The organism is Thermocrispum municipale DSM 44069, from assembly GCF_000427825.1.
Lineage (GTDB): Bacteria > Actinomycetota > Actinomycetes > Mycobacteriales > Pseudonocardiaceae > Thermocrispum > Thermocrispum municipale.
The window spans coordinates 155,492-168,942 of record NZ_ATYT01000004.1 but is presented as its reverse complement, the minus strand read 5'-3'; the positions used below and the strand labels follow the sequence as shown (position 1 = coordinate 168,942).

General features: G+C 69.2%; 15 protein-coding genes and 1 riboswitch. Of the genes, 8 read left to right on the top strand and 7 right to left on the bottom strand.

The features are described from left to right. Positions 1–105: 105 nt before the first annotated feature. From ectA to YWM_RS0104185, 3 genes are read left to right on the top strand one after another with little or no spacing between them, the layout of a single operon-like run. Positions 106–642 (top strand): diaminobutyrate acetyltransferase, encoded by a 537-nt coding sequence (gene ectA, locus YWM_RS0104195; protein ID WP_028849658.1) that lies wholly within the window; start codon positions 106–108, stop codon positions 640–642. Positions 643–689: 47 nt separating this feature from the next. Continuing rightward, entirely contained in the window at positions 690–1,952 is a 1,263-nt protein-coding gene (ectB, locus tag YWM_RS0104190; protein ID WP_028849657.1) for a diaminobutyrate--2-oxoglutarate transaminase, read from the top strand. A 25-nt stretch (positions 1,953–1,977) separates the two neighbouring features. Continuing rightward, positions 1,978–2,370, top strand: a complete 393-nt coding sequence (locus YWM_RS0104185; protein WP_028849656.1) for an ectoine synthase — start codon at positions 1,978–1,980, stop codon at positions 2,368–2,370. Between the two features lie 479 nt (positions 2,371–2,849). On the opposite strand, the gene YWM_RS0104180 is transcribed toward YWM_RS0104185, so the two are convergent. The 4 genes from YWM_RS0104180 to YWM_RS22140 all read right to left on the bottom strand — a co-directional run bounded on the left by YWM_RS0104180 (position 2,850) and on the right by YWM_RS22140 (position 6,409). Continuing rightward, the gene (locus YWM_RS0104180; protein ID WP_028849655.1) at positions 2,850–3,638 is read right to left on the bottom strand and encodes an ESX secretion-associated protein EspG; all 789 of its coding nucleotides are present in this window, start codon (positions 3,636–3,638) and stop codon (positions 2,850–2,852) included. Continuing rightward, positions 3,635–5,032: a hypothetical protein gene (locus YWM_RS27025; RefSeq protein ID WP_028849654.1), complete on the bottom strand. Its 1,398-nt coding sequence runs from the start codon at positions 5,030–5,032 to the stop codon at positions 3,635–3,637. The genes YWM_RS0104180 and YWM_RS27025 overlap by 4 nt, the downstream gene beginning before the upstream one ends. 48 nt (positions 5,033–5,080) lie before the next feature. Further along, positions 5,081–5,437: a hypothetical protein gene (locus tag YWM_RS0104170; RefSeq protein WP_028849653.1), complete on the bottom strand. Its 357-nt coding sequence runs from the start codon at positions 5,435–5,437 to the stop codon at positions 5,081–5,083. A 162-nt stretch (positions 5,438–5,599) separates the two neighbouring features. After that, a complete protein-coding gene (locus tag YWM_RS22140; RefSeq protein WP_043659599.1) occupies positions 5,600–6,409 on the bottom strand; it encodes an SGNH/GDSL hydrolase family protein in 810 nt (269 codons plus the stop codon). A gap of 304 nt (positions 6,410–6,713) precedes the next feature. Here YWM_RS22140 and YWM_RS0104160 point away from each other — a divergent pair, with 304 nt between their 5' ends. Then, positions 6,714–7,391 carry a DUF3159 domain-containing protein gene (locus YWM_RS0104160; protein ID WP_028849652.1) on the top strand — a complete coding sequence of 226 codons (678 nt, stop codon included), beginning with the start codon at positions 6,714–6,716 and terminating at the stop codon, positions 7,389–7,391. On the opposite strand, the gene YWM_RS0104155 is transcribed toward YWM_RS0104160, so the two are convergent. Continuing rightward, positions 7,336–8,286 (bottom strand): threonine ammonia-lyase, encoded by a 951-nt coding sequence (locus YWM_RS0104155; protein ID WP_028849651.1) that lies wholly within the window; start codon positions 8,284–8,286, stop codon positions 7,336–7,338. The genes YWM_RS0104160 and YWM_RS0104155 overlap by 56 nt on opposite strands. Before the next feature lie 248 nt (positions 8,287–8,534). On the opposite strand from YWM_RS0104155, the gene YWM_RS26560 reads away from it, so the two are divergent. Then, entirely contained in the window at positions 8,535–9,476 is a 942-nt protein-coding gene (locus YWM_RS26560) for a hypothetical protein (protein WP_211232426.1), read from the top strand. A 3-nt stretch (positions 9,477–9,479) separates the two neighbouring features. Here the strand turns inward: YWM_RS26560 and thiE are convergent, their stop codons facing one another. Then, a complete protein-coding gene (gene thiE / locus YWM_RS0104145) occupies positions 9,480–10,151 on the bottom strand; it encodes a thiamine phosphate synthase (protein ID WP_028849650.1) in 672 nt (223 codons plus the stop codon). A gap of 83 nt (positions 10,152–10,234) precedes the next feature. After that, positions 10,235–10,340, top strand: a riboswitch (TPP riboswitch). Between thiE and thiO the strand changes: the two genes are divergently transcribed. The 3 genes from thiO (at position 10,332) to thiG (ending at position 12,429) form a co-directional block, all read left to right on the top strand. Next, positions 10,332–11,459, top strand: a complete 1,128-nt coding sequence (gene thiO, locus YWM_RS0104140) for a glycine oxidase ThiO (RefSeq protein ID WP_043659696.1) — start codon at positions 10,332–10,334, stop codon at positions 11,457–11,459. Its footprint overlaps the riboswitch before it by 9 nt. Then, positions 11,456–11,659 (top strand): sulfur carrier protein ThiS, encoded by a 204-nt coding sequence (gene thiS / locus YWM_RS0104135; protein ID WP_425426473.1) that lies wholly within the window; start codon positions 11,456–11,458, stop codon positions 11,657–11,659. The genes thiO and thiS overlap by 4 nt, the downstream gene beginning before the upstream one ends. A gap of 2 nt (positions 11,660–11,661) precedes the next feature. Further along, a complete protein-coding gene (thiG, locus tag YWM_RS0104130) occupies positions 11,662–12,429 on the top strand; it encodes a thiazole synthase (protein WP_043659596.1) in 768 nt (255 codons plus the stop codon). Positions 12,430–12,598: 169 nt separating this feature from the next. On the opposite strand, the gene YWM_RS22130 is transcribed toward thiG, so the two are convergent. Continuing rightward, positions 12,599–13,423: an ion transporter gene (locus tag YWM_RS22130; RefSeq protein WP_043659693.1), complete on the bottom strand. Its 825-nt coding sequence runs from the start codon at positions 13,421–13,423 to the stop codon at positions 12,599–12,601. Positions 13,424–13,451: the final 28 nt, after the last annotated feature.

Below are 13,451 nucleotides of genomic sequence, written 5' to 3'. Positions count from 1 at the left end.
GTCACATTCGGGGAATTACCTGCACATCATCGGCCCAGGTGAGACTGGTCATCACGCTCAGTAGTCCTGGACTCACCGCCGAGTTCTGTTACGTTGAGAGTCCTTATGTCGGGGAATAGCAACGCACCCGCCGACGGTGGAACATCCGCCGCCGGCGAGTTGGTCATCGACAATCTCCGGAAGTCCGACGGGGCGGCGCTGTGGCGGATGGCCCGCGATTCCGGCAAGCTCGACCTCAACTCCTCCTACGCCTACCTGTTGTGGGCGGTTGATTTCGCCGACACGTCCGTGATCGCGCGGCTGGACGGGGAGCCGGTCGGATTCGTCATTGGATACCGCAAGCAGCGTGCACCGGACACCGCGGTCGTCTGGCAGGTCGCGGTCGACGCACGTGCCCGCGGGCGTGGGGTTGCCGGCAAATTGCTCGACCGGATGTACACGCCGTTGGTGCGGGACGGTGTTCGCTATCTGGAGACCACCATCACTCCGGACAACGAGGCGTCCATCGCCCTGTTCGCCGCGTTCGCCAAGCGCTGGGGCGCCGAGATGGAGCGCAGCCCGCTGTTCTCCGCGGACGATTTCCCGGACGAGCACGAGCCCGAGGACCTGTACCGGATCGGACCGCTGCGTATCCGGCGCTGATTCCGGCTATTCACACATGACGAACCCGAGTCGCGAACGGAGCGAAGGTGAGTATTTTCGAGGAACTTGAATCGCAGGTACGCAGCTACAGCCGCGGATGGCCTGTGGTGTTCGACAAGGCCAAGGGCACTTGGCTCTACAGCGAAGACGGCAAGCCCTACCTGGACTTCTTCGCGGGCGCGGGCGCGCTCAACTACGGGCACAACCACCCGGACCTCAAGCGTGCGCTGATCGAGTACATCTCCGACGACGGGGTCACGCACTCGCTGGACATGTACACGTCGGCGAAGCGGCGCTTCCTGGAGGCGTTCAACGAGATCGTGCTGCAGCCCCGCGACATGCAGTACAAGGTGATCTTCCCGGGGCCCGGCGGCGCGAACGCCGTCGAGGCGGCGCTGAAGCTGGCCCGCAAGGTGACCGGCAGGGAGTCGGTCATCAACTTCACCAACGCGTTCCACGGCATGACGCTCGGCGCGCTGTCGGTGACCGGTAACTCGATGAAGCGCGGCGGCGCGGGTGTCCCGCTGGTGCACGCCACACCGATGCCCTACGACAACTACTTCGACGGCGAGTTCCCGGACTTCTTCTACCTGGAGAAGCTGCTGGAGGACTCCGGCAGCGGGTTGAACGAGCCTGCCGCGGTGATCGTGGAGACGCTGCAGGGCGAGGGCGGCATCAACCCGGCGCGAGCCGAGTGGCTGCGGGCGCTGTCCGAGCTGTGCCAACGGCACGAGATCCTGCTGATCGTCGACGACGTGCAGATGGGCTGCGGCCGCACCGGGCCGTTCTTCAGCTTCGAGGAAGCAGGCATCAAGCCGGACATCGTCTGCCTGTCCAAGTCGATCAGCGGCTACGGCATCCCGATGGCGCTCACGTTGATCCGGCCCGAGCTCGACGTGTGGGAACCCGGCGAGCACAACGGTACGTTCCGCGGCATCAGCCCGGCTTTCGTCACCGCCGCCGAGGCGCTGAACCTGTTCTGGCGGACCGACGAGCTGGAGAAGTCCACCAAGGCCAAGGGTGAGCGGATCGGTACCGCGCTCACCGAGATCGCCGAGGCCTACCCCCAGGCGGGCCTGGTCGCCAAGGGCAAAGGCCTGGCCCGCGGCATCGAAATGGGGGAAGGTGACCAAGGCGGTGACTTGGCGAGCAAGGTGTGCCGGGAAGCGTTCCAGCGCGGCATGCTGATGGAGACCTCCGGTCCGGAGGGCGAGGTCGTCAAGTTGCTGCCACCGCTGACCGTGTCCGATGCCGAGGTCGATCAGGGCCTGGAGATCCTGCGTGCCTCGGTGGACGCGGTACTCGGCTGACCCGACGAGCAGAAGGAGAACGAACTTGATCGTCCGCCACCTCGACGACATCACCGGCACCGAAGCCGATGTGGAGACGGAAAACTGGCGCAGCAAGCGCATCGTGCTGGCCAAGGACAAAGTGGGCTTCTCGGTGCACGAGACCGTGCTGAAAGCGGGCACGGTGAACAAATTCTGGTACGCCAACCACATCGAGGCGGTGTTCATCGTCTCCGGTGAAGGTGAGATCACCGACCTGGGCACGGGCGAGACCCACCAGCTGCGGCCGGGATCGCTGTACCTGCTCAACGACCACGACAAGCACGAGCTGCGGCCGAAGACCGAGATGCGCACGGTGTGCGTGTTCAACCCGCCGGTGACCGGCCGCGAGGTGCACGACGAGAACGGCGTCTACCCGCTCATCGTCGAAGAGGACTGAGCAGGAAGGCAAAAAAGTTCGCTCGGCGAGGGAACCTTTTCGCCCTCCAGCGACTCTTAATGGATGTACGGACGTCGTGCGCGGCGGAACCGCCCGGCCATCGGAGGGGGAACGACCGGCGGGTGCCAGCACACGCGGCGGGACCGCCGAGGCGCGCGGTGACCGGCTTGGGGAGCGGTCGGCCATCGCGCGGTGAAGGGGGCGCAGACGGCCGGACGGGAGCGGTCGGCACGTGTGGGGGCGTGCCGGCCGCTCCCGCCATTTCTGCGGTTTTTCGCCACGTCACCGTGGCTCTCCGGTGAGCTCTACGCCAGCTGCGGGCCACACCGTCCCGAACTGAGCTTGCGCCACGTCAGCAGGGCTCACCCGCGAGCTCGGCGTCGGCCGCGAGGCAACGCTCGGAAGAGCTACCGTCCTCGAACCACAAAGGCCGCCGCATCCGGACAACCGGACGCGGCGGCCTTTCTCGTCCAACGGGCTCAGCCCAGCGCGGCGTGCGCCTCGGTGAGCACCTTGACCAGGTCGTCCCGCCCGGCAGGCAGGCACTGGATCATCGGCTCAGCCCCGGACTCGTCCACGAACGTGACCACGCGGCCCTCGTCGATGATGTCCACCACGGCGTACGGGCCCACCCGCTTGCGGCTCGTGCCGCCGGAACGCTTGGCGGTGTAGATCTGGTAGATCGCCTCGCGCTTGGCCTGCATCAGGTTGCGCAGCCTGGTGGCGGGGTCGACCTCGTCCCGGTCCTCTTCGTAGGTGAAGGTGAACTCTTCGTCGTCGTCGGCATCCTGCGCCGGGGCCTCCACCGAGAAGTCCTTCTTCGGCACGCTCAGCTTCGGAATGTCCGCCGGGTCGGTCGGCTTGAAGGCATCCACCAGCAGCCCGGCCAGATCCTCCGTGGGGGCAGGCGCGAACCCGATCGCCTGCTGGTCCCTGGCCATGCGCACGGCTTCCGTGCCGTTACCGGCGACCAAGACGGCGCCGGTGAAGTTGGACGTGACGCCGTTGACCCAGGCGTAGTACTCCTCGCTCGCGGTGGCCAGCAGGCGCAGCGTCTCGACCAACTCCGGCGCCGGCTCGTCCAGCGAACCGAGGCCTTGCTGGCCGAGTACCTCGTTGATGGCCTGGGCGACCCGGGGCCGGTCGTCCTCGGCGACCCACATGTCACCGATGCCGAGCGCGGGATGCGCCGGACCGGGCGCGACGGACTTCCACAGCCAGTCGAGCCCGATCAGGGGCAGTTCGACCGTGTCACTGATGATGCTCATTTCTCACCGATCACCGGAGGGACGGACTTCTCGTCGGAACCGAACAGCTTGTTCGGATCCTCGGTCGCCTGGAACTTGCGCTTGTGCTCCTTGTCGTCGCCTTTGCCGCCGGCGGCTCCGGCGCCGCCCATCATGCCGCCCATACCCATGCCACCGCGCATGCCACCCATGCCGGCTCCGCGCGCGGCGGCGGCAGCGCCACCTGCGCCGCCAGGAGCTCCGCCACCGGCGAAAGCGCCGCTTGCCCGGCCACCGTCGGCGGCCGAGCCGCTGCCCGAGCCGCTACCGAAGGCGCCGGCACCCAAGCCGCCCGCGCCGGTGCCCGAACCGGCGAAGTCGGACGGGGAGAAGCTCGACGCCGAGGTGCTACCGAGCTTCGGACTGGACGGGGTGAACGAACTCCCGGCCAGCTCCTCGCGGGCCCGGCGCGCGCGTTCCGCGGCCTCCTGCTGGCGCCTGCGCGCCTCCTCCTCCTCCATCTGGCGGCGCTGTTCCTCGGCGCGCCGCTGCGCCTCCTGCTGACGCCTGCGGGCTTCTTCCTCCTGGCGGCGGCGCTCGGCCTCCATCTGGCGGCGCTGCTCCTCGGCGCGCCGCTGCGCCTCCTCCTGGCGCCTGCGGGCTTCTTCCTCCTGGCGGCGGCGCTCGGCCTCCATCTGGCGGCGCTGTTCCTCGGCGCGCCGCTGCGCTTCCTCCTGGCGCCTGCGGGCTTCTTCCTGCGCCTGCCGGTCATTCGTGCCCGGTGGGGTGTACGGGCGCTCCTTCTCGTTCGGCGTCTTCTCCCGGTCGTCCGGCGGCGTCGTCGTCTGGCTGCCGGGGTTGCCCGCGTGGCCGTACTTCTCGGTCAGGCTCTCCGCGTTGGACTTTGACGTCTGCGAGTACTTGTCGTACAGGTCCAGATTGTGCTGCGCCGCCTCCTGGTTGCGCTGCACCGCCTTCTCCGCGTCGGTGTCCCACGGCGCCAGCCGGTCCAGGAAACCCGACCCCTCCGGGGGCGGATTGTCCATCGGCTTCATCTTGTGCTTGATGTCGTCGAAGGCCCGGCCCTGGGAGTCGTAGCTCTTGGAGTTCTTGTCCAGCGACTTGCTGGTCTCCCGCGCGCTCTCCGACAGCTTCTTGATCTTCTTCTCGGCCTTCTCGGCCGACTCGCCCTTCCACGCGTCGTTGAGCAGCTTGCGCAGCTTGTCGGCGTTGTCGGCGAAGGTGTCCTGCTTCCTGGAGTGCTCGGCGGCCAGCTGCGACGCCTCGAACAGCGGCCGCGGACTGCCGTCCTGGATAGCCAAGTAGATCGGCAATGCCTTGTGAACCTGACTCAGGTCGTCACTGCCGAAGATTGCTCCAGCGATCCAAGCGCCGGGCGACAGCACACCGACCCAGCCAGGTACCGGGTTGGACATCGAAGCCCCCTCTGCGGAGATGGACGATCAGTGATCTGGCGATGGCGCTTACTGCACCTGGTTCTGCTTGCTGCGCATCGACTCGCCGATGGATTCCTCGGACTGCTCGTAGCTGCTCAATGCGCTCTGCAGGTTGGGGATCAGCTGGCTCAGGTACTGCATCTGGCCCTGGAACGCCTCGTGATACGCCTGCGCGGTGGCGACGGCCGACGTGCGCGCGCCGACCTTCTGTCCGTTGTGGTACTCGTTGGTGACCTTGTCCTCCTGCGTGGACGGCGCAGGCATGCCGACCAGGTCAGGAACTTCGTACGCGCGCTCCTCGAGTTCCTCGAGCATCGACTCGGCGAGCTTGATCGCCTCACGCATCTTGTCCGGGTCGACCTCGTAGCCCTTGCCGTTGCCCATGTGCGGATCTCCCCTGTTCCCTTCGGATCCCTCGCCTGCTCGCGACGTCTCATGAGACGACGCGCGCGTCACCCTGGTTCCGGGCAGAACCAGAGTAATGGAATGCCGCTGGGAACAGGGGATTCTTGAGGGGATTCGACCAGCTCAGCGGACGCCGGTGGGCTAGTGCGCGTTGACCATCTCGCCGTCGCCGGCCGGCTGCGCCGGGGGCGTCAACGGCATCAGCTTCGGCCGCTTCGGCTGCAGGCCGTCGCCGGTGGAGATGCCGCGAATCTGCCGCTTGATCCACGGCCAGAAGTACGTGCGCGTCCACACCAGGTCGTCACGGCGGGCGCGCAGCCAGTCCCGGCGACGGGCGGGCTTCGGCCACGGCTCGCGCCAGTCCTGCTCGACCGGCAGGCCGAGTTCCTCCGCGACACGCAGCGCGATCCGGCGGTGCGCCTCCGGGCTGAAGTGCAGCCTGTCCTCGCTGAACGCGCGCGGGTCACGCAGCGGCTCCATCGCCCACAGGTCCACCACCAGCGTGCGGTACTTCTGCGCGATGGCGTGCAGGTGCGCGTTGTACAGGGCCACTTTGCCGCGCAGCCGGTTCACCACCGAGACCTCGCGTACGTCGGGTCCGGTGAAGATCAGCACGTCGATTCCCGCTTCGACCAGCTGCCGGATCATGCCGTCGAACATCTCCGCGATGTGGTCGACGTTGGAGCCGGGGGCGATGACGTCGTTGCCGCCCGCGCAGACGGTGACCAGGTCCGGCCGTGCCTCCAGTGCGACCGGGAGCTGCTCGTCGATGATCTGGCGCAGTGTCTTGCCGCGAATGGCGAGATTGGCGTACGAGAAGCCGGGGTTGTCCTTGGCGAGCATCTCTGCGAGGCGGTCGGCCCAGCCGCGGAACGTGCCGTCAGGCAGTTCGTCGTTCATACCCTCGGTGAAGCTGTCGCCCAAGGCCATGAAGCTGGTGAACCGATGCATGCAGAGTCTCCCTTCTCCTTCCCGGCGGGTCACTGCGCGACGACATCCCGGCAGGCAGCACGCCTCGTGGCCCCTTTTCGGGCGTGCGCCGATGATGTCGAGAATGCCGGATTTGAAGCGACTTTCGCCACTACCGGTAATCCGTACAGACGTACTCATAGTAGCCTGCGCACCCAAGCCCCCTTTCTGACGTGGGCAAACAGCGTCGCACGTGGACGTGCTGAGTTGATCACACCCGGTCGGCTCACGGTGGCCAAGGAAAGTTAGGCTTACCTTCCTTCTGATTTTGCGGCAGGCTGGATGCGTGAGTGTCCGTCCCGAGTCGTTGGCCACGGTGCTCGGCGGTCGCCGCGGAGCGCTCGACGCCAGCCTGCCTCCCGTCGCGTTCGTGCTCGGCTGGTTGGTCTCCGGACGGTCGATCGGATGGGGTGCTGCGGTTGCCATCACGGTCGCCGTCGTGGTCGGAGTCGTCCGGCTGTTGCGGGGTCAACGTGTCGCCGCCGTCGTGATCAGCCTGGCCGCCGTCGTGGCCGCCGCTCTGGTGGCGCTGTACACCGGCCGCGCTCAAGACTTCTTCCTGCTGCAGGTGCTGGCCAACGTCGGCAGTGCGTTGGCGTGGGCGGCGAGCATCCTGATCCGGTGGCCGCTGCTGGGCGTGATCGTCGGCGTCGTGCTGGGGCAGAAGACGCGCTGGCGTCGTGACCCCGCGTTGCTGCGCGCCTACTCGTTGGCCAGCTGGGTCTGGTTCGGACAGTACGTGCTGCGCGTGGCCGTGTTCGGCGTGCTGTGGTGGGGCGGACAAGTGGTGGCGCTCGGCGTGGCCCGCACGGTGCTGAGCTGGCCGCTGGTCGCCGCGGTGATCGCGGTCAGCGGTTGGGTGCTGCACAAGGCGCTGCCGCGCGAGCACCCCGGCTTCCGCCACCCCGCTACCGAGCTTGCAGCACCTCGGCCAGCAGAGTCGGATCGACGTTCCCCCCGGTGACGACCGCCACCGTCGGGCCGGCGGGCAGCTCGTGCTGGTGGAACAGCCACGCCGCCACGCTGACCGCGCCGGAGGGCTCGGCGACCAATCTGGCCCGGGTGGCCAGCACGCGCATGGCCTGACGGATCTCGTCCTCGGTCACCGTGACGACGCCTTCCACCGTCGCGCGCAGGTGCGCGAAGGTCAGCTCGGACGGCTCGGTCCGCAAGCCGTCGGCGATCGTGCGCGCCCGGTCGGCCGCGTCCCACCGCACCAGACGCCCGGCGCGCAGCGACTCGGCGGTGTCCGCGGCCAGCTCCGGTTCGACACCGATCACCCGGGCGTCGGGGCACAACGCGGTGATCGCCGTGCCGACCCCGGAGGCCAGGCCGCCCCCGGAGATTGGCACCAGGACCGTGCTGACCGCGGGCAGATCCTCGGCGATCTCCAGCCCGATCGTGCCCTGGCCGGCGATGACGTCCGGGTGGTCGAACGGAGGGATGACGACGCGCCCGAGCCGCTCGGCAAGTCGGCGGGCAACCGCGCGGCGCTCGGTCATCGGGGCCTCGACCACCTCGGCGCCGAACGCCTTGGTGGCCGAGATCTTCACCTGCGGGGCGCCGTCCTGCACGACGATGGTCGCGGGCACCCCGAACTGCTGGGCCGCATATGCCACGGCTTGGGCGTGATTTCCGCTGGAGTAACTGACCACCCCGCGCGCCCGCACCTCTTCGTCCAGCGCGGCCAGCGCGTTGACGGCGCCGCGCACCTTGAATGCACCGATCGGTTGCAGGTTCTCCGGTTTCAGCCACAGCTCGCGCTCGTCCCAGGTCTGGCGGAGCAGCGGAGTGCGGAGGGCGTGACCGCCGATCCGGTCGGATGCGGCGCGGACGTCGTCAATGGTGATCAAGCGCATGTGTCCAGATTGCCCGAGATGCGCGCGGCGGGTAAGGAGCGATTGGTCACCTGGGGGAGCGGGGCGGGGCGTGCCGTCGCGCGTCCGGCGGTAGCCGCGAGCGACCGTCCGACGTCCGGCTGTGACCGATTTCAGTCCACTGTGGACGGTTGCACGTGTTGTCCGTTACGTCCGGCAACGATTCCCGGCGCGCACGCGTTGGCCGGGTGGAGGGTTCAGCTGCAATACGTGTGGGGAAGTTGGCGTAAGTGAAGGAAGAAAGAAACGGACTCCGGCCTGCTCAGGTCGTGGCGGGTGCGTTGGCCGCGATCACGGCTGCGTTCGTCGGCGCGCAGCTCGGGGTGTACGGCACCGTGATCGGCGCAGGTTTGCTCAGCCTGGGCACCACCGTCGGCAGCGAGCTCTACTTGCGTTCGCTGGAACGCACCAAGCAGGCGGCCAAGCGGACGAAGGAAGCCGCGCTGGCCAAGGTGGCGCTGCGGGCGTACGCGCGGGGCTCGGACGCCACGCGGGTGATGCCCGGGCAGGACGCGACGCGCACCATGCCTGCTCAGCAGGGTCCTGGTGGCACGCAGAAGTTGCCGGCGCAGAACGGCACGCGCCTCATGCACGCAGACCCCGAGGCGACGCAATGGCTTCCTGCGCCGAACAACGCGGACGGCCCCGTCGACCCGGACGCGCCGACCGTGTTCATCCCACGGCCGCGCGGCGAGGAAGTCGCCCCGGCCGAGGACCAGGACAAGCCCCGGCGCCGCATCCGCTGGGGAGTCGTGCTCGGCGGGACGGTCGCGGCCTTCTTGCTCGGCATGGCGGTCATCACCGGCATCGAGCTGCTCACCGGCAACGCCATCTCCGGCGAGAAGGGCCGCACGATCACCAACGTGCTCGGCGTCGACGAGTCCGGCAACGAGCAGCAGCAGAAGGACCAGCCCACGGCGCCGGACGACGGCAAGTCCAGCACGCCGTCCACGCCCGCGGATTCGGACGAGAGCTCTCAGGACGAGCAGGAGCAGGACGCGCCCGAGGTCCCGCAGGACTCCGAGGAACCGCAGCAGCCGCCGACGACGGAACAGCCGCCGGCCAGCACGACACCGACGCAACCGTCGACTCCGCAGCAGGAGCAGCCGGACGAGCAGCTGCCGCAGCTGCCTGGGCAGAACGAGCGCCCGGGCCAGCAGCCGGCGGAGTAACGCTCAGCGCGCCCGCAAGGCGGTGCTGAGCGCCTCGGCGGCTGCCCTGGGGTCCTCGGCTTCGGTGATCGCGCGCACCACGACGATCCGTCGGGCGCCCGCGTCCAGTACCTCGGGCAGCCGCTGCTGATCGATGCCGCCGATGGCGAACCACGGGCGCTGCGGGCCGGCCGCCGCCACCGCGCGGACCAGGTCGAGCCCGGGCGCCGGTCGTCCCGGCTTGGTCGGGGTCGGCCAGCACGGCCCGGTGCAGAAGTAATCCACCCCGTTCGTCTCGGCCGCGGCCAGGGCCTGCTCGATCGAGTGCGACGACAAGCCGACGACCATCTCGTCGCCGACCACTCGGCGGGCGATCTCGACCGGAAGGTCGTCCTGCCCCAGGTGCAGAACGTCGGCCTCCGCCGCCAGCGCGACGTCCGCTCGGTCGTTGACCGCAAGAAGCGCGCCGTGCCGCTCGCACGCTTCGGCCAGCACCTCGAGCGCCGCCAGCTCCTCGCGGGCCTCGAGCGGCACCCCGCCCGCCTTGTCGCGGAGCTGGATGAGGTCCACCCCGCCGGCCAGCGCGGCGTCGGCGAACTCGGCCAGGTCGCCGCGCGACCGCCGGGCGTCGGTGCACAAGTACAGCCGCGCGTCGGCCAGCCGAGCGCGGATCTGATCGCCGTTCAATCCAGGCACGTCGTCACGGTACCCACCCGGCCGGGGTGGGCAGCGCCACGGTCGTGAGGTTGGCACTGTCGCGGCTGATCACGCTACGGTTGAGGCGTCCGCACGGGAGCCCGAGCAGCGGGCTGAGAGGGAGCGGCAGCTCCGACCGTGGAACCTGATCCGGGTCATGCCGGCGCAGGGAGCGTGATCATGACGACCGAGAGCCGCAAGCAAGCCCGGGTAGCCGTCGTGGGCGGCGGCGTCATCGGGCTTGCCGTCGCCTGGCGGGCCGCCGTGGCCGGTCATGCGGTGACGCTGTTCGATCCCGAACCCGCCGCGGGAGCCTCCTGGGTGGCCGGTGGCATGCTCGCGCCGGTGGCCGAGGCGTGGCCGGGCGAAGAAGCCGTGCTCGAGCTGGGCGAGGAGTCGCTGGCGCAATGGCCGCAGTTCGCCGACGAGCTGACCACCGACGGCGCCGACCCGGTGATGAACACCGCGGGCACGATCATCGCCGCGTGGGATCCGGGCGATGCCGCGCAGCTGGAAGTGCTCGCGGACTACCTGCGCCGGGTCGGCCGGGGCGCCGAGCTGGTGCACGGTCATGAGCTGCGAAAACGCGTCCCTGGGCTGACGAGCAGGCTGCGCGCCGGGCTGGTGGTTCCCGGTGACCTGGCCGTCGACAACCGGCGGTTGCTGAAGGCTTTGCTGCTGGCGGGCGAACGCCGTGGTGTCGACTACCGGCGCGAGTGGGTCGAGGCGGTCGGACCTGGCACGGTGCGCACCGAGTCCGGCGAGTTCGACTGCGACGAAGTGGTGCTGGCCGCCGGCGCACGGACCGGCGCGCTGCACGACGAGCTACGCGGGCTGGTGCGTCCGCTCAAGGGCGAGATCCTGCGGCTACGGGCCCGCCGGACCAGCCTGCCGCCGCCACCGATGACGGTCCGCGCCGTGGTGGAGAACCGGCCGCTGTACCTCGTTCCGCGCTCGGACGGCGAAGTCGTCGTCGGAGCCACCCAGTACGAAGCAGGATTCGACGAGACGGTGGCCGCGGGCGGTGTGCGCGAGCTGCTGGACGCGGCCGAGCGGGTCTACCCCAGCGTGGCCGAGTACGAATTGGCCGAGACGGCTGCCGGACTGCGGTCGGCGAGTACGGACAACCTTCCGTTGATCGGCAGACTGTCCGACGGAGTGATCGTCGCGACCGGGCATTACCGCAACGGCCTGTTGCACGCGCCGGTCACGGCGCGGGCCGTCGTCGCGTTGCTGGACGGCGGCGAACTGCCGGGTGCCGCGCGCGCGGCCGACCCGGCCCGGGTCGAGAAGGAGGCATCGGTGTGATCGAGGTCGAGGTCAACGGCGAGACTCGCGAGGTCGCTCCGGAGACGACGGTCGCGGCGCTGCTGGAGGAACTCGGTGCCGCGCGCCCCGGTGTCGCGGTGGCGATGAACGGTCATGTCGTGTCCCGCAGCAACTGGGCGGACACGACGTTGTCGGATGGCGCGCAGGTGGAGATCCTCAGCGCCGTGCAAGGAGGCTGACGGTGGCACAGACGCCGCAAGACCCGCTGGTCATCGGCGACCAGAAGTTCGACTCGCGGCTGATCATCGGGACCGGTGGGGCGAGCAGCCTCAGCGTGCTGGAGCGGACGTTGGTCGCCTCCGGCACGCAGCTGACCACGGTGGCGATGCGCCGCACGGACGCCGAGGGCGGGTCGGGCGTACTCGAGCTGATCCGGCGCCTCGGCATCCGCCTGCTGCCCAACACGGCCGGTTGTCGCAGCGCCGCCGACGCCGTGCTCACCGCGCAGCTGGCCCGCGAAGCGCTCGAGACGAACTGGGTCAAGCTCGAGGTGCACGCCGACGACCGCACGCTGCTGCCCGACCCGGTCGAGACGCTGGAGGCGGCGGAGCGGCTGGTCGCGGACGGCTTCACCGTTCTCGTCTACACCAACGACGACCCGGTGCTGGCGCTGCAGCTGGAGGAGGCCGGATGCGCCGCGGTGATGCCGCTCGGCGCGCCGATCGGGACCGGCCTGGGGATCCGCAACCCGCACAACATCGAGCTGATCGTGGCGCGGGCCTCGGTGCCGATCATCCTGGACGCGGGCATCGGCACCGCATCGGACGCGGCGCTGGCCATGGAGCTGGGGTGCGACGGCGTGCTGCTGTCCACCGCGGTGACGCGCGCCGAGGACCCGGTCGGCATGGCGACGGCGATGAAGCACGGTGTGATCGCCGGACGCTACGCACGCCTGTCCGGGCGGGTGCCGAAACGGTTCTGGGCGCACGCGTCCAGCCCGCCACGGTGAGCAGGTCGGTGCGGGTCGCCTGGCTTGCCCGTCCGCCGCGGCGCGTGAGCCGCCCGCCTCGTCTGCCCGCGACGGCAGCCGCCCGGGGAAGACCGCCGGCCGCCTCGGCCGGAGTCCCGCCCCTCGGTGCGCAGACAGCGGGGACGTAGCCCTGCCCGCCGGTGGCGAGCTAGTCGGTGGAGACCTTCTGCCCGTCGAGCCCGGCACGCAGCGCAGCCACTTCGGCCCGCAACGCCTGGAGCTCGGCCAGGATCGTCGCGTTCGAGTCGGTCAGCTCCTGATGGTGCTGCTCGCCCTCTTCCTGGATCTCCTCGCGCAGCTGTTCCTCCATCGCGTTGACCACCACCGCGATGAACAGGTTCAGCACCGCGAACGTCGAGATCAGGATGTAGATGACGAAGAAGATCCAGGCCAGCGGCATCTCGGCCATCACGGCCTCGGCGATGTCCGGCCACGATTCCCCGGTCATGATCTGGAACAGCGCGAACAGCGACGTGCCGATGTCACCGAAGTACTCCGGCGCCACGTCCCGGAACAGGTTGGTGGCCATCACCCCGGAGACGAACAGCACCAGCCCGAGCAGCGCGACGATGGACGCCATGCCGGGGATCGCCGACAGCAGGCCGTTGACGACCTTGCGCATGGCGGGCACGGCCGAGATCAGCCGCAACACCCGCAGCACGCGCAGCGCACGCAGCACGGCGAACGGCCCGCTGGCCGGAATCAGCGCGATCGCCACCACCACGAAGTCGAAGGCGTTCCAGCCGTCGGAGAAGAACTTGGGGCCGTAGGCCGTCAGTTTCATGACCAGCTCGGCGACGAACACCGCCAGCATGATCTTGTCCAGCACATGCAGCAGGTCGCCGTTGCTCGCCATGATCGACTGCGACGTCTCCATCGCCAGCGTGATCGCGTTGAACACGATGACCGCGATGATGAACTGCTGGAACCGCCGGTTCTCCACCACGGCGGCCAGGCGGTCACGCCACTGCATCGGCATCCTCCTGGGTGCACTTCTCGTC